This window comes from Ensifer sp. ZNC0028 (genome assembly GCF_000799055.1).
In the GTDB taxonomy this organism is placed as follows: domain Bacteria; phylum Pseudomonadota; class Alphaproteobacteria; order Rhizobiales; family Rhizobiaceae; genus Ensifer.
Window position 1 is genome coordinate 25,977 of the sequence record NZ_JTLA01000091.1, and the last position, 21,717, is coordinate 47,693.

Annotated in this window: 18 protein-coding genes; 6 read left to right on the forward strand and 12 right to left on the reverse strand. The window is 62.8% G+C overall.

What is annotated here, in order from left to right; genetic code table 11:
- Positions 1-2 precede the first annotated feature (2 nt).
- The 4 genes from L981_RS21115 to L981_RS21130 all read left to right on the forward strand — a co-directional run bounded on the left by L981_RS21115 (position 3) and on the right by L981_RS21130 (position 4,272).
- The gene (locus L981_RS21115; RefSeq protein ID WP_082006108.1) at positions 3-815 is read left to right on the forward strand and encodes a DeoR/GlpR family DNA-binding transcription regulator; all 813 of its coding nucleotides are present in this window, start codon (positions 3-5) and stop codon (positions 813-815) included.
- A gap of 109 nt (positions 816-924) precedes the next feature.
- On the forward strand, positions 925-2,733 hold the full coding sequence (gene dsbD / locus L981_RS21120) for a protein-disulfide reductase DsbD (RefSeq protein ID WP_043620611.1): 1,809 nt from the start codon (positions 925-927) through the stop codon (positions 2,731-2,733).
- Positions 2,730-3,554 carry a TlpA disulfide reductase family protein gene (locus L981_RS21125; RefSeq protein ID WP_043620614.1) on the forward strand — a complete coding sequence of 275 codons (825 nt, stop codon included), beginning with the start codon at positions 2,730-2,732 and terminating at the stop codon, positions 3,552-3,554. The genes dsbD and L981_RS21125 overlap by 4 nt, the downstream gene beginning before the upstream one ends.
- Positions 3,555-3,663: 109 nt before the next feature.
- Positions 3,664-4,272 carry a DsbA family protein gene (locus tag L981_RS21130; RefSeq protein ID WP_043620617.1) on the forward strand — a complete coding sequence of 203 codons (609 nt, stop codon included), beginning with the start codon at positions 3,664-3,666 and terminating at the stop codon, positions 4,270-4,272.
- A 188-nt stretch (positions 4,273-4,460) separates the two neighbouring features.
- Here the strand turns inward: L981_RS21130 and L981_RS21135 are convergent, their stop codons facing one another.
- The 8 genes from L981_RS21135 to L981_RS21170 form a co-directional block, all read right to left on the reverse strand.
- The gene (locus L981_RS21135; protein ID WP_043620620.1) at positions 4,461-4,691 is read right to left on the reverse strand and encodes a hypothetical protein; all 231 of its coding nucleotides are present in this window, start codon (positions 4,689-4,691) and stop codon (positions 4,461-4,463) included.
- A 132-nt stretch (positions 4,692-4,823) separates the two neighbouring features.
- Positions 4,824-5,528 carry a gamma-glutamyl-gamma-aminobutyrate hydrolase family protein gene (locus L981_RS21140; protein ID WP_043620622.1) on the reverse strand — a complete coding sequence of 235 codons (705 nt, stop codon included), beginning with the start codon at positions 5,526-5,528 and terminating at the stop codon, positions 4,824-4,826.
- Between the two features lie 102 nt (positions 5,529-5,630).
- Positions 5,631-6,593 carry an ATP-binding cassette domain-containing protein gene (locus L981_RS21145; RefSeq protein WP_043620625.1) on the reverse strand — a complete coding sequence of 321 codons (963 nt, stop codon included), beginning with the start codon at positions 6,591-6,593 and terminating at the stop codon, positions 5,631-5,633.
- On the reverse strand, positions 6,590-7,501 hold the full coding sequence (locus L981_RS21150; RefSeq protein WP_043620628.1) for an ABC transporter ATP-binding protein: 912 nt from the start codon (positions 7,499-7,501) through the stop codon (positions 6,590-6,592). The genes L981_RS21145 and L981_RS21150 overlap by 4 nt, the downstream gene beginning before the upstream one ends.
- Positions 7,498-8,319 carry an ABC transporter permease gene (locus L981_RS21155; RefSeq protein ID WP_043620630.1) on the reverse strand — a complete coding sequence of 274 codons (822 nt, stop codon included), beginning with the start codon at positions 8,317-8,319 and terminating at the stop codon, positions 7,498-7,500. The genes L981_RS21150 and L981_RS21155 overlap by 4 nt, the downstream gene beginning before the upstream one ends.
- A gap of 5 nt (positions 8,320-8,324) precedes the next feature.
- Entirely contained in the window at positions 8,325-9,260 is a 936-nt protein-coding gene (locus L981_RS21160; protein ID WP_043620668.1) for an ABC transporter permease, read from the reverse strand.
- Between the two features lie 81 nt (positions 9,261-9,341).
- Positions 9,342-10,934: an ABC transporter substrate-binding protein gene (locus tag L981_RS21165; RefSeq protein ID WP_043620632.1), complete on the reverse strand. Its 1,593-nt coding sequence runs from the start codon at positions 10,932-10,934 to the stop codon at positions 9,342-9,344.
- Between the two features lie 55 nt (positions 10,935-10,989).
- A complete protein-coding gene (locus tag L981_RS21170; RefSeq protein WP_043620635.1) occupies positions 10,990-12,615 on the reverse strand; it encodes an amidohydrolase in 1,626 nt (541 codons plus the stop codon).
- Positions 12,616-12,819: 204 nt separating this feature from the next.
- Here L981_RS21170 and L981_RS21175 point away from each other — a divergent pair, with 204 nt between their 5' ends.
- Positions 12,820-13,761 (forward strand): LysR family transcriptional regulator, encoded by a 942-nt coding sequence (locus L981_RS21175; RefSeq protein WP_043620638.1) that lies wholly within the window; start codon positions 12,820-12,822, stop codon positions 13,759-13,761.
- A gap of 53 nt (positions 13,762-13,814) precedes the next feature.
- Here L981_RS21175 and L981_RS21180 read toward each other — a convergent pair whose 3' ends face one another.
- Both L981_RS21180 and L981_RS21185 read right to left on the reverse strand, forming a co-directional pair.
- A complete protein-coding gene (locus tag L981_RS21180) occupies positions 13,815-16,265 on the reverse strand; it encodes an FAD-dependent oxidoreductase (protein WP_043620641.1) in 2,451 nt (816 codons plus the stop codon).
- A gap of 84 nt (positions 16,266-16,349) precedes the next feature.
- The gene (locus L981_RS21185; RefSeq protein WP_043620644.1) at positions 16,350-17,135 is read right to left on the reverse strand and encodes a DeoR/GlpR family DNA-binding transcription regulator; all 786 of its coding nucleotides are present in this window, start codon (positions 17,133-17,135) and stop codon (positions 16,350-16,352) included.
- 214 nt (positions 17,136-17,349) lie between these two features.
- On the opposite strand from L981_RS21185, the gene L981_RS21190 reads away from it, so the two are divergent.
- Entirely contained in the window at positions 17,350-18,387 is a 1,038-nt protein-coding gene (locus L981_RS21190) for a GlxA family transcriptional regulator (protein WP_082006109.1), read from the forward strand.
- Between the two features lie 73 nt (positions 18,388-18,460).
- Here L981_RS21190 and L981_RS21195 read toward each other — a convergent pair whose 3' ends face one another.
- Together L981_RS21195 and L981_RS21200 are read right to left on the reverse strand one after the other, a co-directional pair.
- On the reverse strand, positions 18,461-20,470 hold the full coding sequence (locus L981_RS21195; protein ID WP_043620646.1) for a putative 2-aminoethylphosphonate ABC transporter permease subunit: 2,010 nt from the start codon (positions 20,468-20,470) through the stop codon (positions 18,461-18,463).
- A 2-nt stretch (positions 20,471-20,472) separates the two neighbouring features.
- Entirely contained in the window at positions 20,473-21,654 is a 1,182-nt protein-coding gene (locus tag L981_RS21200) for a putative 2-aminoethylphosphonate ABC transporter ATP-binding protein (RefSeq protein WP_043620649.1), read from the reverse strand.
- Positions 21,655-21,717: the final 63 nt, after the last annotated feature.

The following is a 21,717-nucleotide window of genomic DNA, read 5'->3' on the forward strand; positions in this document are numbered from 1 at the left end:
TTGTGATTCCTGTATATGCACGAATACGTACAATCGTGCAATCTGGATGGAGCAGGAAATTGGAATCGACCCCGGACGAGCGCCGAAAATTCATTCTTGCTGAACTGCAGTCAAAGGGCCGCCTTTCCACCGCTGATCTGGCAGAGCGCTTCTCGCTTTCGGAGGACACGGCGCGGCGCGATTTTCGGGAACTCGCAGCCGACGGCCTGATCAAGCGCGTTCACGGCGCTGCCCTCCCGGTGACGCCCGGTGAACAACCATTCCAGGGGCGATACAAGATTGCCAGGGACGTAAAGACGAAGCTTGCACGCATCGCCGCCGAGATCGTTTTGCCCGATCAGATCATCATGATCGATGGCGGAACCACCAATCTCGAGCTTGCCAAGCATCTGCCACTGGACTTGAGGGCAACAGTCATCACCAACAGCCCAACCATTGCGACGGCGACAGCCGAACACCGAAACCTCGAGGTCATCCTTCTCGGCGGGGTCTTCGACAAGCGGAGCCAGATGACCTTAGGCGCGCGTGTCCTCGAGCAGATCCACGCCCTGAGCGCAGACATCTGCTTTATCGGCGTTCATGGTCTCCATGAGGAATACGGCCTGACCACCGCCGGCTATGACGAAGCGGCGGTCAAAGCCGCGATGCTGCAGGTGTCCGCCGAGGTGGTCGCGATCGCGACACCTGACAAGATCGGAACCGCCGGCGCCTACAAATTTGCCCCGCTCTCGGCGGTCGATGTTCTGGTGACCGACCGCAGTGTCCGCGACAACCCGACGCTGGAGAAAGTCAGCGCCAAGGTCTTAACGGATTAGTTTGCGCGGCCTTTTCCCAACCTTATCCCCCCGATCCGTCATTTTAAGGCTGCCTTAAGGTTGCGGCTTGATCGCTCCGCCCTCGAATGAAGACGAGGACGCAAGTACGATGCGGAAAATATGTCTGCTCGCGCTGGTTTGGGTTTTGATTGCGGCGATCCAGCCGGCCCGGGCGCTCGAAGCGCCCCTGCCGATGGGCCAGGCCTTCGTGCCTGCAATCGCCAGGCAGGACGACGGCCGGCTGGCGATCACATGGACGATCGCCGACGGCTACTATCTCTACAGGGACTTCCTGGAAGCAAAAGATGAGGGCAATCAACCGATCGCCCTGCGGACCGATCCGGGCACCGTCAAGGACGACCCAGGCTTTGGCACGACCGAGGTCTATTATCGGAACGCTTCGGCCTGGATCGCCGATGCGCCTCAAACCGTTCGCCTCACCTATCAGGGCTGCCAGGATGGCGGGCTGTGCTATCCGCCGACAACGCGGACAATCGATACCGCCGCGATGACCATCAGCAAGCCGGCGGGTGGCTTTGCCTTTGCGCCTGCCAAGGACGCACGCCCCGTGGAAGCGACGGACGCAGGGTTTTCCATCGCAGCTGACGGCGGCGAGACGGCGGTCGACCGACTGATGACCGGGGGCGGGCTTGCGCTGCTTCTTGCCGGCTTCCTCGGCTTCGGACTGCTGCTCGCCTTCACGCCCTGCGTCTTCCCGATGTATCCGATCGTCGCGGCCATGCTCACGCGCGAGGGAAAGGGACTGACCGCGGGACGCGGTTTCGTGCTCGCATCCGCCTATGTGCTGGCTCTGGCATCCGCCTTCGGTCTCCTCGGCATCGCGGCCGCATGGTCGGGGCAGAACCTGCAGATCGTGCTGCAATCACCCGTCGCGATCGGCGTGGTCGCGGCACTGTTCGTGCTGCTGGCGCTCTCCAGCTTCGGGCTCTTCGAGGTCAAGCTGCCGGCAGCGATCGGTAACCGCCTGAGCGGTGGCCGGCAGAAGGGCGGTTCGGTCGGTGCTGCCGCCCTGCTCGGTCTTTCCTCCGCCTTCCTCATCGGCCCTTGCGTCACCGCGCCGCTTGCCGGCGCTCTCCTCTACATTGCCCGGACCGGTGACATTGCGGTCGGCGCACTCGCCCTTTTCGCCCTTGGACTTGGCAAGGGCATTCCGCTGATCATCATGGCGACGATCGGCGGCAAGGCGCTGCCGCGCGCCGGTGCGTGGATGGAACGTGTCCGGCACGTCCTCGGCTTTGCATTTCTGGGAACGGCGATCTGGCTTGCGACGCCACTGGTGCCGGAGCGCTTCCTCCTCCTGCCCTGGGCTGTGCTGGCCCTTGCTTTCGGCATCTACGCGGGCACTTTCGACGGGCTGCGCCCGACGCGCAGCTATGGCGTGCTGGCGCGCTTGACCGCTGTCGTCTCGCTCATTTGGGGCGGTCTCCTGCTGGTGGGCTTCGGCCTTGGAGCCAGCGATCCGCTCACCCCGCTCGGTCCGCTCAGGGGGGCAGCGAGCGTTGGGCAGACAGCCACCATCCAGAAGTCGGACTTTACCAAGGTCGGCTCGGCCGGTGCACTCTCCAGCCTTCTCGACACCGCAGCCACCAACAGGCAACCGACCCTCGTCTATGTCACCGCGGACTGGTGCGTCACCTGCCGCACGATCGAACGCTCCGTGCTGACGGCGCCTGATGTCGTTGCCGGCCTCAACGGGGTCCGCCTGGCAAGCCTCGACGTCAGCACCCTCGATGCGGAGAACGGCGCGCTGATGCGCTCACTTGCCGTCGTCGGCCCGCCGACCATGATCTTCTTCGACCGCAGCAAGGAGGAGGCACCCGGTACGCGCCTCGTCGGCGAAATCACGTCCGCCTCGCTTGCGGAAGCGGCGCGGATCGCCAAGGGTGGTTCGCAATGAACGCCGTCGCGATAGGCCCCTTCGCCTTTTCTGCCGATCGCTTTTCGGTGATCGTCGGCTTGGTCGTGTTCATGCTGATCGGCTCTCTCCTTGCTGCGCGCGTCGACAACCGGCTTGGCAGCTTTACGACGACGGCCACACTCTTGGGCGTTGTCGGCGCGCGGGCGGGGCATGTGCTCGCCCATGCCGAGAGCTTCCTGCAGGAGCCGTTGCGCGTTCTCGCCATCTGGCAGGGCGGTTTTTCCCCGACAGGCGGCCTCCTCGGCGTTCTCCTCGCCGCGGTGATCCTCTGGCGAAAAGCACCAAAAGCCGCACCTTGGGCGATCTTGCCGCTCGCTGCCGGCCTCTTCGTCTGGGTCGTCGTTACAACCCTCACCGATAGCGGCGCGGCACCCCGTGCGCCGGAAACGTCCTATGCCGTGCTCGCACGGGACGAGACCCTTGCCATCGCCGAGCGCAAGGGCCGGCCTGCGGTTCTCAATCTCTGGGCAAGCTGGTGTCCGCCCTGCCGGCGGGAAATGCCGATGATGGCGGGGATGGCCGAAGGCAATCCCGGGGTCGACTTTCTCTTCGCCAACCAGGGCGAAAGCCGCGCTGCGATAGAATCCTATCTGCGCCAAACCGGCGTCGACCTGGAAACCATCCTTATCGATCCTTTCTCGGACCTATCCCGGCACTACGGCGCGATCGGCCTTCCCGCCACACTTTTCATCAATCCGGACGGTACGCTCGCCGCGACCCATCTCGGCGAAATCTCGCGCGAGGCAATCGCCGAACGGCTCGCCGCCTTTTCATCTGAAGACAGGAAGCAGACAGAGTGATTGCTCCAGCCTTTCCGACTTCCGCCGTTTGCCTGCGCGGCATGGTCCTTGCCATCGCCACACGCGCCGTCGCTTTCGGCGTCACCCCATTCGCACAAGGAGAAATCTGATGCTCACCCGCAGAACCGTTCTTACCGCCACGGTCGCGACCGCCGCCGCCGTGCTTGTCGGAGGCCGACCATCCTTCGCCCAGCAATTGACCAAGGAGGAAGTGTTTTTCGACAAGGACGCACCTGTCCTCGGCAATCCGAAGGGCGATGTCACGATCGTCGAATTCTTCGACTATCAGTGCCCCTACTGCAAGAAAGTGCATCCGACGGTCGAGAAGGTGGTCAAGGCCGACGGCAACGTGCGGCTCGTGCTGAAGGATTGGCCGATCTTGGGCGAAACCTCCGTCTTCGCCGCGCAGGCGGTGCTTGGAGCTGCCCAGATCGGCAAGTACCAGCCGGCGATGGAGGCATTGATGAAAACCAAGGCGAGGCTGTCGCAGGACGATATCGAGAAAGCGCTGACCGGAGCGGGTCTTTCGATGAAGGAGCTGACCGCAGCCGTGAACACGCACAATGCCAAGATCTCCGGACTGCTCGACCGCAACTACAGTCAGGCCCTCGCCTTCAATTTCGCCGGCACGCCATCCTTCGTCATCGGTTCGGCGATCATTCCCGGCGTTCTGGATGAAAAAGGACTGAAGGACGCCATCGCCAAAGCGCGGGGCTGAAGCGCGAATTTGGTGCGCTTACCAGACGGTTACAAAATGCGGCCAGGGGCCGTTTGCGCGCGAGATGACCGATTGAAAGCGTCGCGCGCCGAGAGGTTCGGCCGGGATAGTTCGCCGACCGCTCCACATGGACCAGGAATGCCACCTCATGGGCCGCCTTGCCGCGGCCTATCTGAGTGAAGACATCCTTAAGCGGAGAATTTCACCGTTACGCCGCGCTGCCGAAAGTATGCCTGCATCAGCTTCCGTCCGGAACGGTTGTTTTGCACGAGCCTGGTCGGATCGAAGACGGCCTCTTTCAAACCAGCCCGCGTCAACGCTGCCTTGAGGGTCGCGATATGAAGATCGATGTCGGCATTGTCTGCCTGCAGCGATTCGTAAATGCGATCTGTTGCCTCTGCTACGGTCGGTTCGCTCACTCTACACTCCTGTTGCTGTCTGCCGGCGTTCGGCACGCCTCTCGGCTTGGCCCTATTTGCTGGCGCCGCCAACGTCAATCGCGAGACGGCAAAATGTGCTTCCGGAAGAGCGCAACAAGGCCGTGGAGCAGGTTATCGAAGGTGCCGGTTTGACGCCTCGACGAAGGCTTCGAAAACACGAGCGCCCGGATGGCTGTCCGCATCCAGCATTTCAGGGTGCCATTGCAGCCCCATGGCAAAGGTCTGCGTGGCGACCTCGATCGCTTCGACCACTCCATCGGGGGCTCGGGCAGTCACGGTCACGGCATCGGAGACCTCGACGATCGCCTCACGATGAAACGTGTTCACGGCGAATGTTTCGACGGCGAGGATGTCGGCCATTCTGGTGCCGGCTACGATGCTGACGTCATGCGAGAAATTGGCCTGGTCGTGATTGAGCGCGCCGGGCCACGACGAATGGACATCGGAAACCATCCTGCAACCGTTGAGGCAGCCGAGCATCTGCATGCCGTTGCAGATGCCGAGCACAGGCTTGTCGCGGGCAAGGAAGCTTTCCATCAATGCCATGTCGACGGCCAGTCGATCCGAGGGCGGATACTGGGATTGGTCTCCTTCGACATACCAGCTTTTCGGAAAGTTGATGCGGCCGCCGACGCTTAGGAACCCGTCAAACTCCTCGACGACCTGGTCGACGAGATCGGGAATATAGGGAATGCCGAAGGCAAAGGCACCGGCACGGCGCAGAGCGGAGAAGTAGTTTCTCGAGACGTCATAGCGTCCGCCGCCTGCACTGGTGTTTTCATCCATGATCACGGCGATCTTCGGCATGCGTTTCATTGGCTCATCCTAGATTTCAAAGATTCCACGCTCGGATGTCGAGCAACCTAGCCCATCTTTGCAGCAGGGCGGAACGGGGCTTCGCTCAACACATTCCATCGTTTAGGCCAAAGCCATCCGAACCCGATGGTTTCTGCCAATCTCGATCAGTTCGGACCGCACGGGGGCGGTAAAGACATCCGGCGCGGTGCTGCCATCGGAAACGAAGCTGCGGCCGGCAAGGTGCGGCACGGCGGCGTCGCGCGCCTGCCTGGCCGCCGGCTTCAACGCCGCATCAGGATCGGGAATGGCGGCAATCAGGCGGCGCGTATAGGGATGAGTGGGCGCTTCGAAAATCTCGCGCCAGCCGCCCTCTTCCACGACTTCGCCGAAATACATCACCAACACCCGGTCGCTCATATGCTCTACCACACTCAGATCGTGGCTGATCATCAGATAGGAGAGGCTGAGCTTTTCCTGAAGGTCGAGCAGGAGATTGATGATCTGCGCGCGGATCGACACATCGAGGGCGGAAACCGGCTCGTCGAGCACGACGATCTCAGGCTCGAGGATCAGCGCGCGGGCAATGCCGATACGCTGGCGCTGGCCGCCGGAGAACTCATGCGGATAGCGGCCGGCCTGTTCGGCCGTCAGGCCGACGTTCTTCAGCATCGCCTCGATGCGGCCCTCGATCTCCGAGGCGGCGGAAATGCCGTGCAGCCGCAGCGGTGCGGCGAGCGAGGTGCGCACGGACTGGCGCGGATTGAGCGAGGCGTAAGGGTCCTGGAACACCATCTGCACCGCCTTCGCCCGGTCCATTCGGTGCGGCGCGCCAGGCCCCGCCAGCGGCTGACCGCGATAGCGGATCATGCCCTCGGTCGGTTCCTGCAGGCCGAGGATGGAAAGCGCAGTCGTCGACTTGCCGCAGCCGGATTCGCCGACGATCGACAGGCATTCGCCCTTGGCGAGCTCGAAGCTGATGCCGTTGACGGCGTGGAGCGTACGTCGTCCTTTGCCGAGCAGGCCACCGCCGGAAATCGGGAAACGGACGTGGAGATCGTCCACCTCTAACAGCGGAGCGGTCATGGCTGGCTCCCCTCCAGTTCACGGGGCATGATAAAGCGGCTTTCCGTCAGCTTCGAGCGGTCGTCGATGATGCTGTCGATATCGACGAGCCGCTGCCGCCCATGCTCGCTGCGGCTGCCAAGGCGCGGCAGAGCACCGAGCAGGCCGCGGGTGTATTCGTGCTTCGGGCTTTCAAAGAGCGCCCGCGTTTCGTTCTCCTCGACGAGGCAGCCCGAATACATCACCCCGACGCGCTGGCAGATGCTGGCGATGACGCCGAGGTCGTGGCTGATGAAGAGAACGGCCGTGCCGCGTGCCGCACAGAGTTCCTTGATCAGGCGCAGCACCTCGGCCTGCACGGTCACGTCGAGGGCCGTCGTCGGCTCGTCGGCGATCAACAGGTCCGGACTGCAGGCAAGCGCCATCGCGATCATCACCCGCTGACGCAGTCCGCCGGACATCTGGTGCGGGTAGTTCCTGGCACGCCGATCAGGATTGGGCACGCGCACGTTCCCGAGCGCTTCAACGGCGAGCTTTTCGGCTTCCGCCCAGCTTTTTCCCTGATGCAGCACGAACATCTCGGCGATCTGTCGTCCGACCGTCGAAAGCGGGTTCAGCGCCGTCATCGGCTCCTGGAAGATCATGGCGATACGGTTGCCGCGCAGCCGCCGCATCTCACGCTTCGGCAGTGCCAGCAGGTTCTGCCCCTTGAACAGTATCTCGCCGCCGGTGACGGCGAGAGGCCGTTTCAAAAGGCCCATGACGGCAAGCGATGTTACCGATTTTCCGGAACCGGATTCGCCGACGAGGCCATAGGCCTCGCCGGGCATGATCTGGAAGGAGACGCCCTTGAGCAGCGGATGGTGGCTGGAACGGCCGAGCGAAACGCCAAGCTGGAGGTCCTTGATGTCGAGAAGCGGCGCGGTCATGGCTTGCGCGTCCTCATATGCGGGTCGAGGCTGTCGCGCAGTCCATCGCCGAGGAGGTTGAAGCCGAGCACCGAAAGAAAGATGGCAAGGCCGGGAAAGAGCGCCGCCCAGGGGGCGAGCTGGATAAGTTGGCGGGCATCGGTCAACATCGAGCCCCAGCTCGGGAATGGCGGCTGGATGCCGAGCCCGAGGAACGAGAGTGCAGCTTCAGACAGCACCGCCGAGCCCATGCCGAGCGTCGCCATGACGAGGATCGGCCCCATCATGTTGGGCAGGATTTGCGTGAACATGATGCGCAGGTCGCCATAGCCCAGCGTCTGGGCCGCCTGCACGTAGCCCTGCGATTTCAGCGAGAGCGTCGAAGACCGGGCGATGCGGCAGGTCCAGCTCCAGTTGGTGAGGCCGAGCGCGATCAAAAGCGACGGCAGCCCGGGGCCAAGCACAGCCATGACCGCGAGAGCGAAGATCAGTGAGGGGATCGCGAGCATGACGTTGGTCAGGCCGTTGACCAGGTCGTCCCACCAGCCGCCCCAGTAGCCTGCGGTCATGCCGAGCGTGACGCCGATGATCGAGTTGATCACCTGCGACACGATGCCGACGGTCAGCGAGATCTGCGCGCCGTAGAGAATGCGGGTATAGACGTCACGTCCCTGCGCGTCCGTGCCGAACCAGAAGGTGGCGTCGGGCGGCAGTTCGGAATTCATCAGGTCCGCATCGAGCACCGGGTCGAAGGGTGCGATCCAATGGGCAAGGAGACCGGCGAAGATAACCAGTGCCGTCAGCGTCGCACCGAGCCAGAAGTTGAAGCCGAGGCGCATGGGCGTCACTCCTGCTTGATGCGCGGATCGATCGCGGCATAGACCAGATCGACGGCGGTATTGATGATCAGGAACCACAGCACGATGACGAGGATCGTGCCCTGCACCACGGGAATGTCGCGGATCGCCACACTGTCGACTAGGAGCGAACCGATGCCGGGCCAGGCGAACAGCTTTTCGATGACGACGGCCTGGCCGATCAGCGAGCCGAACTGCAGGCCGACGGTGGTGACGATCAGCACCAGCGCATTGCGGGCCACATGCCAGCGCACGACCTTCGCCTCGCTCATGCCCTTGGAATGGGCGGTGCGGATGAAATCGGCGTTCAACACGTCGAGCACGCCCGCCCGCGTGGTGCGCGCAAGCAGCGCCAGCGGTGTGACGCCAAGGGTCACGGCCGGCAGGATGAGATTCCTAAATGAGCCGTCGCCATAACCGAAGCTGGGCAGCCAGTTCAGTTGCAGCGCGAAGAGGTACATCATCAAAAGGCCGAGCCAGAATTGCGGCATGGAGAGGCCCGAAACCGCGCCGATCATCGTCACGGTATCGAGGATCGAACCGGGCCTGAGTGCTGCAAGAAAGCCGAGCGGCACGCCGACGACGATGGCAAAGACCATGGCAGCAACGGCCAACTGAAGCGAGGCGCCCATGCGGTCACCGATGAGGTCGATGACCGGCTGGCGCGTGCGGAAACTGGTGCCGAGATCGAACTGCGCGAGATCCGTGACATAGGTCACGAAGCGCTCCATCAGCGGCTTGTTCAGACCGAACTCCTCGTTGAGGCGAGCGATCATTTGCGGATCGGCGGCGCGCTTGCCGTCAGCAAAGAGGCTGGCCGCGAAGGTACCGGGGACGACGGAGAAGATAACGAAGATCAGCAACGCCACCACGACGATCGTCGGGACGACCTGCAGAATGCGGCGCAGGGTAAAACGAAGCATGAGCGGTTCCATTTTGGCCACCCGGCTGGGTGGGACAACTGATGTGTGGGGCGGCCTAAGCCGCCCCGAACCTCTCAAGGGCTATTTGCGTGCGTCCGGAGCCGTGTCGTCGATCCAGATCTCGTCATAGGGCTGGACCGCCAGTTCCGTGGCGTTCGGGACAAGGCCGTGGATCCAGGGCTGGTAGGCCATGACCGCCTTGTTGTAGTTGAAGAACCAGACCGGCGCATCGTCCTGCACGATGTTGTTGGCCTGGCGAAGCAGATCGCCCTGCTTGGCCGGGTCGCGTTCCTGCTGGGCCGCCTCATAGAGCTTGTCGAAATCCGGGCTCGAGTAGCTCGCGTAGTTGCAGGCCGACTGCGCCGTCTTGGAATAGAAGCAACGCAGCGCATTGAGCGGGTCGGGACCGGACAGGTTCGACCAGATGAAAGCCTGGAAGTTGTTCGACGTCACGGCATCGCCAAGCGCAGAGCTTTCGACCGGTTTCGGCTTCACGGTGATACCGACCTTCTTCAGCATCGGCAGGATGGCTTCGACGATCGGCACGCCCCAGCTTTCGTTCGGGCTCGCCGTCACTTCGAATTCGAAGCCATCGGCATAGCCTGCTTCCGCCAGCAGAGCCTTGGCCTTCTCAGGATCGAAGGCGTAGGGCGCCTTGTCTTTGTCGAAGGCCGGCGAAGACAGCGGCAGCCAGCCGGAAGCCGGGTAGGCCTTGTTCTTGACGAGGCGTTCGATGATCAGCGGCGCGTTGATCGCATGGTTGATCGCCTGGCGGACCCGCTTGTCCTTGAAAGGTTCGAAGGCCGGGTTGAAGCCGATGTTGCGCGTATAGACCTCGGCAACTTCGAGCAGGTGGTCCTTGAGCGCGTCCTCACCCTGATAGGCCTGGTACTGGGTAGGCCCGAGGATGGAAACATCGATTTCCTTGTTGCGGAATGCGACGTCGCGCGCGGCGTCCTCGGCCATCAGCACGATGTTGATGCGGTCGAGATAGGGCTTGCCCTCCTCGTAGTACTTGTCGAACTTTTCGACGACGACCTGCGAACCCGGCACGTGTTCCTTGAAGACGAAGGCGCCGAGGCCGACGGGGGTCTTGGCGAAGCTCGATTCATCCTTGACGTCAGACGGATAGATCACCGTCGTGTTCTGCATCAGCGGGAATCCGGGGTTGATCGGTCCGGTATAGGTGATCTCCAGCGTGTGGTCATCGATCTTCTTCAGACCGGAAATCTCCTCGGCCTTGCCGGCGATGAACTCATCCGCACCCTTGATGACGGCAATATAGCTTGCACCCGGGAAGGCGTTCTTCGGGTTGGCGATGCGCTTGTAGCTGTAGATGATATCGTCGGCCGTCAGCGGCTTGCCGTTGTGGAAGACGGCATTGTCGCGCAGGCGATAGGTGTGCACCGTACCGTCCTCGGACACCTCTTCCGAGCTTGCGAGTTCCAGCACCGGCTTGTTCTGGATCGAATCCCAGCTGTAGAGGGCGCGATGGATCGCCTGGGTGATGAATTCTTCCTGCGTGTTCGGGCTCGCCTGAACGTCGAGCGTAGCGAAGCTCGAGCCATAGGGTGCGGTAAAGACGAGCGTTCCGCCGTGGCGTTCACCCGCAGCCAGCGCTCCGGTTGCCACCCCGAGGCTAAGCATTGCGGCCAATGTCAATTTTTTCAGCATGCTGTTTTCCCTCTCGTGCCGTTTTCGGCTTTGTGTTGGTCAGTCCGGCAGGCCGTCAGCGCGCGTCATGCACGACGCGGCCTGCAAGCAGGGTCATCAGGCAGCGCGTGCCTGAGAGGATGGTGTCCGCCGGTGCTTCCAGCAGGTCGTTGTCGAAGACGGCAATGTCGGCCCATTGGCCCGGCACCAGTTTGCCCTTCACGCCCTCGGCCTTCTGCGAATAGGCGCCGTACTCCGTGTAGGCCTGCAACGCTTCCTCGCGGCTCAGCTTCTCCGTCTCCACCATCACGGTGCCCTTGCCGGTCTTGCGCGTGATCATGGCGTGAAGGTTCGGGAAGGGGTCGGGCGAGCAGACCGGCGAGTCCGAGCCTGTCGAGGGCTTGAGGCCCATGCGCATCCAGGTGCCGATCTGGTAGGACGCCTTGCCGCGCTCATCGCCCAGCACCGAGATGTAGCTGTCGCCGAAGTCGTGGATGAAGGCCATCTGCGGCGCCGGCAGAATGCCGGCCGCCTTCATGCGCCGATCCTGCTCGGGGCTCGAGAAGCCGCAATGCTCGATGCGATGACGCCGATCCGGATCGGGATTGGCGGCCAGCGCCTTTTCATAGGCGGTGATCAACTGCTCGATCGCACCGTCGCCGATCGCGTGGCAGGCCATCTGATAGCCGCGGTCGTGGCAGGATTTGACGATCGCCTCGACGTCGGCATCCGGCAGCATCTGCACTCCGAGATTGTCGGGCTCGCCGAGATAGGGCTTCGTCATCCAGGCGGTGCGCCCGCCGGCCGAGCCGTCGAGGAAGATCTTCACGGCACCGACGCGCAACAGGTCGTCACCCGCGCCGGAAATGAGCCCCGCCCGCCAGGAATCCTCGACGATCGAGACGCCGGGATCGCCCAGCAGCGTCAACCAGACGCGCACCGGCAGGCGGCCGGAAAGCTTGGCCATCTCATAGGCCTGGATTTCGGCAAAGCCGGCGAGCTGGCCAACCGCCGCATCCATGCAGCTGGTGATACCGAGCGACAGAAGATAGCGCCCTGCCCGCTCGATGCCGTCGATCAACTCCTCCGTCGTGACCTCGGGAATGGCCGTCTTGATGAGGTTCTGCGCGTTTTCCGCCAGGAACCCGTTGAGGCGCCCGTCGGTGGTGCCGATCACGCCGCCGTCGGGCACCGGCGTCGCCTCGGTGACACCGGCCAGGCTCAGTGCCAGCGAATTCGCGATGGCCACATGGCCACAGGCGCGCGTCAAGAGCACAGGATGATCCGGCACGGCGCGGTCGAGCTCCTCGCGCGTCGGATGCCGGCCGACATCGAGCTTGACCTGATCATAGCCCCGCGCCCGCACCCAGGCGCCTTTCGGCGTGGCGGCAGCGCGTTCGGCGAGCTTTTCCATGAGGGCGGCAAGTGTCGGCGCGGCGGCAGGCGTCGCATCGACCCAGCCCATGGTGATGCCGGTGGAAATCAGGTGCAGGTGATTGTCGATGAGACCGGGGCTGGCAAAACGGCCTTCGAGATCGATCACCTCGGTATGCGGCCCCTTGAGGCTCGCCATCTCGGCATCGCTGCCGGTCGCCAGAACCTTGCCCTGCCAGATGGCAACGGCCTCGCTGATCCCCTCCTCCCTGCCCCGCCAGATACGGCCGTTGTGCAGAATAAGATCAGCGTGAAGCTGGAAGGCCATTAACAATCCCCCTTTTGTTATCAGCTTGATTTCGTGAGCCTCCTCGCTGCCTCGAAATCAGAACTGTTTGCCTTGGGTGCAACGTGGAAGGTTTGTCGGGGTTTGGCTAATTCGCTTTTAGCAAAGGCTGATGCAATATCGGCATAGCGATTTCTTTCCAACGACTTATGATCCCCTCAGCTGCAACGCAGGGGAGATCTGGGCATGGAGATCAAGTGGCTGGAGGACTTCGTGACGCTTGCCGACACATCGAGTTTTTCGCGCGCTGCCGAGTTGCGCAACGTGACTCAGCCTGCCTTCAGCCGTCGCATCAAACAGCTGGAGCGCTGGCTCGGCGCAACGCTGATCAACCGCGCAACCATGCCGGCGGAACTGACGTCGGCAGGTCGCAATTTCCTGCCCATAGCACAGGAGGCAATCCGAACCTTCTATGCAGCACGCGAGTCGCTGCGCCCGTCGCACGAAGAAGGCCTCATCCGCTTTGCCGCGCTCCATACGCTGACGGTAACGATCTTCCCGGGCTGGCTCAAACTGCTGGAAAATGCAGGTGGCGCCTTCAGCACCTCGCTGATGCCCGACCGCGGCGGCATCGAGGCCAATCTTGACGCCCTGATCGGTGACGAGGCGGATTTCTTCCTGACCTATGCGCATTCGGAGGTGCCGTTCCATCTCGACCGCGCACAATTCTCGTCGTTGGCGATCGCCCATGACCGGCTGATCCCGCTCGCCGCGGCAAAGGTCTCCATCCCCGATGGCACGCTACCGGGACTGCACATCCTCGACCGAGCCGTGGCGCAACCGCGCCTCTCCATTCCCTATCTGAGCTACGGGTTCAATTCGTTTTTCGGTGTCGCCCTTTCTCGTCTCATGCTGCGGCGCCCGCCCTTCCGGCGTCGCACCACGCATGAAAACACGATCAGCGCAGGGCTGATGAACATGGCCATGACGGGTGCCGGCGTTTGCTGGCTGCCCGAAAGCCTCGCCCGTGACGCGATTGATGCCGGGGCTCTCGTACCCGCTTCCGCGGATAAGGGCTGGAATCTCGACCTCGAAATTCGCCTCTACCGTCACGCCGCGACGCGCAGCCGCAGGGTCGAAGATCTTTGGCAGACGGCAAAGCTCCTGCTGGAACGCGAGCCCGCCTAGACGGGCTCGCGGAAAGACCAACACGCGCAATTCGCCGCGTTGCGGGAGATGGTCTAAATCTTGACCTTCAGCGCACGCGGATCGTAGGCCGGCGCCAAATGCACCGTCGCGGCATAGCGAACGCCGGCAAGATCGATCTCGAAGCGCTCCCCCTCGAGGAAGGTTTTGTCCACGCCTCCAGGGTTTTCGAGCAGTCCGAGCGCGACCGAGCGCCCAAGCGTGTGACCGTAGGCGGCAGAGCGGACCTCGCCGACCGGTTTTCCCGCACACAGGATCAGTTCACCGCCCCAAAGCATCGGCAAGGGGTCGTCGAGCGTAAACTGCACGATGCGGCGCGACGGCGTGCCTTTGGTCTTTGCAGCCACGAGCGCGTCGTGGCCGACGAAGCCGTCGGGTTTTCCCAGAGCAACAGCAAAGGCAAGACCGGCCTCGTAGGGGTTGATGTCGGGTGTCAGTTCGCGGCCCCAGGCGCGATAACCCTTCTCCAGCCGCAACGCCTCAAGCGCATAGTAGCCGCAATCCGTGAGGCCGAACGCGCGACCGGCCTCGTGCAGCGCCTCATAGACACCGACGGCGAATTCTGTCGGCACGATCAGTTCCCAGCCGAGTTCGCCGACATAGGTCATGCGGTTGGCAAAGGCCGTGGCGTAGCCGATATCGATCTCGCGAATGGTCGCGAAGGGAAAGCCCTCGTTCGAGATATCGGCCGAGGTGAGCTTCGCGAGAATGTCACGCGACTTTGGCCCCATCAGCGCCAGGACTGCATAGGACGACGTCACGTCGGTCAAAGTCACGTGGGCGTCCGCGGCAAGGTTCTTGCGGATCCAGTCCGCATCATGCACCGCTTGGGCCGAACCTGTGACCAGCAAGAAACGATCGGCGGCAAGTCGCATGACGGTCAGGTCGCTCTCGTAGCCGCCCCGGGCGTTCAAGAGGCCGGTATAGACGGAACGGCCGATCTCGCCGTCGATGTCGGCAGCGCAGATGCGATTGAGCGCCGCTGCCGCATCCCGCCCTTGAACAAGCAGCTTGGCGAAGGAGGTCTGGTCGAAAATGCCGGCAGCCTCGCGCGTCGCCTTCATCTCGCGCCTGACCGCTTCATGCCAGTTCTGCCGACCGAAGGAATACTCGGTCACCGGGCGCTCGCCTTGCGCGGCAAACCAGTTGGCCCGTTCCCATCCCATTTTCGACCCGAAGCAGGCACCCTTGGCGGCAAGGCGATCGTAGAGAGGCGAGCGGCGGAAGGGGCGCGCCGTATCGAGCTCCCGATTTGGCCAGGGCATCGCATAGTGCAGACCGAGCGTTTCCTTGACGCGATCGTGCAGCCAACGCGGATTGTTGTTGAAGCCGGCGAAGCGACGGATATCGACCGGCCAAAGATCCATGGTCGGCGCGCGGTTGACGATCCACTCAGCAAGCGCCCGTCCGGCCCCGCCGGCGCTGGCAATGCCCATGGAGTTGAAGCCTGCGCCGACGAAAAAGTTCTTCAGTTCCGGCGCCTCGCCGAGAATGAAGTTGTTGTCCGCAGTAAAACTCTCCGGGCCATTGTAGAACTTCTTCACCTCTGACGTCGCAAGCTGCGGCACGCGCTGCAGCGCATTGTGCATCAGGATTTCGAACTGGTCCCAATCGTCAGGCAGAAGCGCGAACTCGAAATCATCGGGAATGCCGGCCATGCCCCAGGGCTTGGCTTCCGGCTCGAAGCCGCCCATGACGAGCCCGCCGACTTCCTCCTTGAAATAGATGTATCCATCAGGATCGCGCATGACCGGCAGATCCGGATGCACGCCCTCGATGCGACCGGTGACGATGTACATGTGCTCGGCCGAGTGCAGCGGCACGGTGACGCCACACATCTGGCCGACCTTGCGCGCCCACTGCCCGGCGCAGTTGACGACGATCTCCGCGGCAATGGCGCCCCGATCGGTTTCGACGCCGGTGACGGCGCCGTTCTTGGTCGAAATACCGGTGACCCGGACGCGCTCGATCACCCGCGCGCCGCGATTGCGTGCGCCCTTGGCGAGCGACTGAGTAAGATCGGTCGGATTGGCCTTGCCGTCACCCGGCAGCCAGACGGCGCCGACGAGATCGTCGATGGCCATGACCGGCCAGAGATCCTGGGCCTCTTTCGGCGAGATCACCTCGATCTCGACCCCTTGCGCACGGGCGGATGCTGCCGTGCGCTTCAAGACGGTCATGCGGTCCTCGGTGCGCGCAACCGAGACCGAACCGCAATTCTTCCAGCCGGTCGCAAGGCCTGTCTCGGCCTCCAGCTCGCTATAGAGCTTGGTCGAGTACTTGATCAGGCTGGTCATGTTGGCATGGCTGCGCAATTGGCCGACGAGCCCGGCTGCGTGCCAGGTGGTGCCGCCGCTCAGCTGCCCCTGCTCCAAAAGGACGACGTCGGTCCAGCCGAGCTTGGTCAGATGATAGGCGACCGAACACCCGATGATACCGCCGCCGACGATGACGACCTGTGCCTGCGTTGGAAATTCCTGCGCCATGAAACGACCTCCCGAAACCATGGAAGGCCACACGGTAACAAAACGCCGACAAAGAACAAGACAAAAAGTTACAAAATATTACATTTATGAATCAGCAACGATCAGTGCCGGCCCTTTGCGCTCGAGCGCCTCGCGGATCGCCTCCGGCGGATGCCGGTCGACGATCACACCGGCTGCAGCTTCGAAGCGCGGAATGCGCAGCGGCGTCAGCCGTCCGAACTTGGAGCTGTCGAGCACGAAATAGGCCTTGGCTGCCGTTACCACCATGCGCGAGCGCTGCTCGGCGCCGCTGCGGGTAAAGTCGGTCACCTCTCCGTCCGGCGACAGCCCGCCGCCACCGAGAAAGGCGACGTCGACGCGGAAATGATTGATCGCCTCGAGTGCGTCGATCCCCACGGCCGCTTCCTCGTCCGGATCAATCTCGCCGCCGAGCATATGGACTCGCACCAGCGGCTGCCGGCACATCAAAAGTGCGATCGACAGCGAAGTCGTACAGATCGTTAGATTTTTCCGCCCTGACAATGCATGGGCAACCGCCAAGGTCGTGGTGCCGGAATCCAGGAAGATCACCATGCCGTCGCGCACGAGATCCGCCGCAGCACGGCCGATCGCCGCTTTCGGCCCGGCGTTTTCCTCGCGCCGCTCGTCAAAGGCCGCCTCGGTCGGCTCGAACAGGGTGGCGCCGCCATGGACAAGATCGAGCTGGCCGCGATCGGCAAGAAGTTTCAGGTCGCGCCTGATGGTCTGGCGCGAAACATCGAAGAAGTCCGCAAGCTCGCTAATACCGACGGTACCATCGGCTGCAAGACGCCTGAGGATTTCGCCGTGACGACGGGGAGCAAGAGCGCGAGCGTTTTGTTGTTCTGACATGTGACTATCTGTGTTCATTTTTGTCCATTTGACAAGCTGCGGCGCCTGTCCATGCCGCGACGCACGTCGCAAAACTACTTCACCTCCCCGGATTCAAGCGAATTTCATCGGATCCTCGTTCAAACGGGGATTGGCACAACGCGAAATGTTGCATAATGTAACTATTGTTCCCCACTCGTACCACGTTGACGCCTTTTGTGATCAGGAAGAGACAATGCAACAGGCATGTGCGCAGGCCCGCCACTTCACCTTCTACCTTCTCGATGGGTTCGCCCTGCATGGCTTCTCCGCAGCGATCGAAGCGCTACGCCTCGCCAATGACGTTGCCGGCCGCCCGGTATACGGCTGGCACATGGTAACAGCAGATGGCGAACCTGCCATCTCATCCTGCGGCACAGGCATCCCGGTAGCGGGGCCGCTCTCGGCCGAACGCACCCGGTTTGGCCGTGGTAGCGACACGGGCTTCATCGTCGTCTGCGGCGGCCGCACGAAACCGCCGGCCGACAGGGCCCTGGAAGCCTGGCTGCGATCGAGCGCACGCAGCAATGCGCGCCTCGCCGGGCTTGGCGGCGGCGTCTACTGCCTGGCGCGGGCGGGGCTGCTTGATGAGCGTCGCTGCGCCGTCCACTGGGAGCACTTTCCCGATTTCTCCGAAAGGTTCTTCGTCGCAAACCCGCGCCAGACCGCCTTCGAGATCGACGACGGGATCTACACCTGCGCCGGCGGCAACGCGCCCTTCGACATGTTCCTGCACATCATCGAAGCGGACCTTGGTCGGGACGTGGCCACCCGTATCTGCGAGGCAGCGCTCTGTGAGCGGCTGCGCGAGACCGGCGAGCGCCAGCGCCTGCCGCTGCAGGCGCGCCTCGGCATCGACAACCCGCTATTGATCCGTGTCATCGAAAAGATGGAGGCAAGTCTCGCCGAGCCGTTGAAGCTCGCCGACATGTCACCATCGACCGGATTGTCCCGACGCCAGATCGAGCGCCTGTTTCGAAGGGAAATGGGTCGCACGCCGGCGCGCTACTATCTCGACCTGCGGCTGGAGCGCGCCCACCTGCTGCTCATCACCTCGTCCCTTCAGGTCATCGAGATTGCAGTCGCCTGCGGCTTTTCCACCGCCTCGCACTTTTCCCGCACCTACCGCGAACGCTACGGCCTTACGCCGCAGCGTTCGCGTCTCAACGAGATGGAGCGCCTGCGCGCCGGAAACGGCCGCAAGGCGGTGATGGCGGAACTCCGGGTGGCTTAGGGAGGGGCGCAGAAGAAGCGCCGCCCCCTTCAGAGCGAAGGGAGGCGGCGCTTTGCAAAGGCCTGGAAGCGAGTTAGCGCCAGGCCTGGGTGCGCGCGAGCAAGCCGCGGGAGATCAGCGCGTGGACAAGTTTGGCGGCAACATTTGTGTAGAAGATCATCATGCCCATGGCGGCCGCTGGCGCGATGTCGCCGGCGTCATCCATGTTGAGCACGGCAACCGACGCGAGTTTCGTATCGGTCGAGTAGAGAAACACCACCGCCGAAACGGTCGTCATCGCATTGACGAAGAGATAGATCGCGATGTTGAGGATCGCCGGCAGGCAGACCGGCACCGTGACCCGGAAGAACAGCCGGTGGAAGGGCTGCTTCAGCGAGGCGGCGACGGATTCGAATTCCGGGTCCATCTGCTTCAGCGCCGTCAACGCGGTCAGGTGCGCGACCGTGTAGAAGTGCGTCACGGTCGAAACGACCAGGATCGTCATCGTGCCGTAGATCGGGTGCAGTGGATTGGCCGGGTTGTTGAAGAAGAAGATATAGGCAAGGCCGAGCACCATGCCGGGCACCGCCATCGGCATCATTGCGAGGAAATGAAACAGGCCACGGCCGAAGCGGAAGCCATCGGCCTTCTCGACCATGTAGGCGCCGGCAAAGACGACGACCGAACCGAAGAGCGCCGTCAGCAGGGCAAGCCGGATCGAGTTGCCATAGGCAGCCCAACCGCCACCATCCATCAGGTCGAAAGCGAAGTTCTTCGCTGTCAGCGTCAGGTCATAGGGCCAGAACTTCACGACCGCTGCGATCTGGCACATGGCGATCATGCCGAGAATGAACAGGCTGACCAAACAGGCGAAGGCAAAGCAGAGCGTATCCGTGCGAGCATTGCGTTTCGGCGTGTAGGGCACGGCGCGCGCCGACAGGAGCGCCACCTGCCGCTTCTGCATGCGTTGGTCGACATAGAAGGCAAGCACCGCCGGCACGAGCAGGATGACGGAGACGACGGCTCCCATCTCGAAGTTCTGCTGGCCGATCACCTGCTTGTAGATATCGACCGCGAGCATGCCGTATTGCCCGCCGATCACCTTGGGCAAGCCGAAATCGGTGATGACAAGCGTGAAGACGACGAAGGCCGCCGAGACGATCCCGTAGCGCGCGCCGGGCACCGTGACCGTCGTAAACGTGCGCCATTTGCTGGCCTTCAACGAAGCCGCTGCCTCGTAATGCCGGGCGTCAGCCACGGAAAGGGCGGTCAGGATGATCAGAAAGGCGTGCGGCAGGGTGAAGAAGATCGAGCCTATGACGATGCCGATCGGTCCATAGATGGAATAGCCAAGCAGCCAGTCCTTGAAGACCCCCTGATTGCCGAAGAGATAGACGAGCGCGATGCCCGGCAGCAGCGAGGGGACGAGGATCGGGATCGTCAGGATGCCGCGAAAGAGCCCTTTCAACGGCATGCAGCTTCGTGTCAGCCCGAAAGCGAGCGCAAAGGCGATCGCGACCGTGAACACGGTGCTGATGACCGCCATCAGCACGGAATTGTAGATCGACTGCGCAAGGGCTGGCGTCGAGAAATACGTGCTGAAATTCTCGAAGCCGAGGCTGCGGGCGGGCCGGAGCACAACACGCCGGAACGTGCCGGAATCGTATTCGCGCCACTCCGTGCCCTTCTCCAGGGTGGAGCCCACCAGGAAGGCCGCATCGTCAGTCGTGCCGCGAATGCGGTAGTGGACGGGACTGCGGAATTTGAACTCCGGGAAGAACTTCGTGGCCGCAAGCCGCCCGTCGGAACTCACCGAAAGCTCGGCTTCCGTCACGGCAGCGAGTGTACGGTTCAGGTCTTCGGCGCTAGCGATTGGACCCCAGTTCGCACCGGTCTCGTCGCTCACTTGGAACTCGAAGGCTGAAAGCTCGAACCTATAGGTCGAAAGCGACTTCGACAGCATCACGAAGAGCGGCGCGCCGAGTGCCACCACCAGATAGAGCCCGATGACCGCCATGAAGCCGAGCTTGATGCGATCGTCTTTGGAGGACTCCTGGCGCAGCCGCTTGCCGATCAGGGGAAGGTGGGGTGCTTCCAGAACCATGTTCATCGTCCGGCACCCCTCGGATAGAGCAGCAGGCGCTCGCGCGGTATCTCCACCTGGATGGCGCCGCCGGTTTCGATCCGCAGGCGTCTGACCGCGTTGACCGAGAAATCGGCAACCAGCGTGCGTTCGCCGAGACGGGGTGCCGTCAGGCGCGTACGCCAGAACATGCCGAGGAACTCCATCTCGCGAACCTCGGCGTCAATCAGGTTCTGCGGTGTGGCCGGCCGGTCGCTGGCGTTGACGGCATGGGCATCGGCTCCGTGGGGAATGATGTCGACCGGGCGGACGACCGCCGTTGCCGCATGGCCGGCGGAAAAATCCTCCGTCGAACAGCAGAAGGCGGAGTGGCCGATCTCGACTTCGCCATCTCCAAGCACCCGCGCTTCGAACTGATTGGTCTCGCCGATGAAGTCGGCGACGAACAGCGTCTCGGGATGACGATAGATTTCGGTCGGCGAGCCGACCTGCTCGATGACGCCGTGGTTCATGACGACGATCCGGTCGGCCATGGCGAGCGCCTCCTCCTGGTCGTGCGTCACCATGACGGTGGTGACGCCGAGCTTTCGCTGCAGCGCCTTGATCTCATGGCGAAGATGCACGCGGACCTTGGCGTCGAGTGCCGACAGCGGCTCGTCGAGCAACAAGAGCCCCGGCGAGATGGCGATGGCGCGCGCAAGCGCGATGCGCTGCTGCTGGCCGCCGGAAAGTTGAGCCGGATACTTCTTGCCGTGGGCCGAAAGGCCGACCATTTCCAGGAGTTCGGCAACCCTCGACGCGACGCCTGCCTTCGACCGGCCGGTATTTTCCAGGCCGAAGGCGATGTTCTGTTCGATCGTGAGGTTGGGAAAGAGCGCATAGGACTGGAAGACGATGCCATAGTCGCGGCTAGAAGCCGGCAGCGTCGAGATGTTGCGCCCATCCTGCAGGATGGTGCCCTTGGTCTGAAGATCGAGACCGGCAATCGCCCGAAGCAGCGTAGTCTTGCCGCAGCCGGAGGGGCCGAGGAAACAGATGAACTCGCCCCTGGCAATGGAGAGCGAAATATCGCGCAGCGCGACGAAATCGCCATAGGTCTTCCACAGGTCCGAAATCTGCAGATAGGGGGCGGTGTCCGTAGCCGCGTAATCGGCAGTCAGCGAACGGCTGGTTGGTGTCGGTTCGATCGACAGGGCATGCCTCATCTGCAAGCTCCGCTGGCTTGAGGAATCTCAGGAGAATGCGAGCGGGCGCAGCGCAATCGCGCT

Bases quoted from the DNA above. Each gene is read 5' to 3' on its own strand.
- dsbD (WP_043620611.1), top strand. From the start codon at position 925: ATGCGGAAAATATGTCTGCTCGCGCTGGTTTGGGTTTTGATTGCGGCG.
- L981_RS21125 (WP_043620614.1), top strand. From the start codon at position 2,730: ATGAACGCCGTCGCGATAGGCCCCTTCGCCTTTTCTGCCGATCGCTTT.
- L981_RS21130 (WP_043620617.1), top strand. From the start codon at position 3,664: ATGCTCACCCGCAGAACCGTTCTTACCGCCACGGTCGCGACCGCCGCC.
- L981_RS21140 (WP_043620622.1), bottom strand. From the start codon at position 5,528: ATGAAACGCATGCCGAAGATCGCCGTGATCATGGATGAAAACACCAGT.
- L981_RS21145 (WP_043620625.1), bottom strand. From the start codon at position 6,593: ATGACCGCTCCGCTGTTAGAGGTGGACGATCTCCACGTCCGTTTCCCG.
- L981_RS21150 (WP_043620628.1), bottom strand. From the start codon at position 7,501: ATGACCGCGCCGCTTCTCGACATCAAGGACCTCCAGCTTGGCGTTTCG.
- L981_RS21155 (WP_043620630.1), bottom strand. From the start codon at position 8,319: ATGCGCCTCGGCTTCAACTTCTGGCTCGGTGCGACGCTGACGGCACTG.
- L981_RS21160 (WP_043620668.1), bottom strand. From the start codon at position 9,260: ATGCTTCGTTTTACCCTGCGCCGCATTCTGCAGGTCGTCCCGACGATC.
- L981_RS21165 (WP_043620632.1), bottom strand. From the start codon at position 10,934: ATGCTGAAAAAATTGACATTGGCCGCAATGCTTAGCCTCGGGGTGGCA.
- L981_RS21170 (WP_043620635.1), bottom strand. From the start codon at position 12,615: ATGGCCTTCCAGCTTCACGCTGATCTTATTCTGCACAACGGCCGTATC.
- L981_RS21175 (WP_043620638.1), top strand. From the start codon at position 12,820: ATGGAGATCAAGTGGCTGGAGGACTTCGTGACGCTTGCCGACACATCG.
- L981_RS21180 (WP_043620641.1), bottom strand. From the start codon at position 16,265: ATGGCGCAGGAATTTCCAACGCAGGCACAGGTCGTCATCGTCGGCGGC.
- L981_RS21185 (WP_043620644.1), bottom strand. From the start codon at position 17,135: ATGTCAGAACAACAAAACGCTCGCGCTCTTGCTCCCCGTCGTCACGGC.
- L981_RS21190 (WP_082006109.1), top strand. From the start codon at position 17,350: ATGCAACAGGCATGTGCGCAGGCCCGCCACTTCACCTTCTACCTTCTC.
- L981_RS21195 (WP_043620646.1), bottom strand. From the start codon at position 20,470: ATGGTTCTGGAAGCACCCCACCTTCCCCTGATCGGCAAGCGGCTGCGC.
- L981_RS21200 (WP_043620649.1), bottom strand. From the start codon at position 21,654: ATGAGGCATGCCCTGTCGATCGAACCGACACCAACCAGCCGTTCGCTG.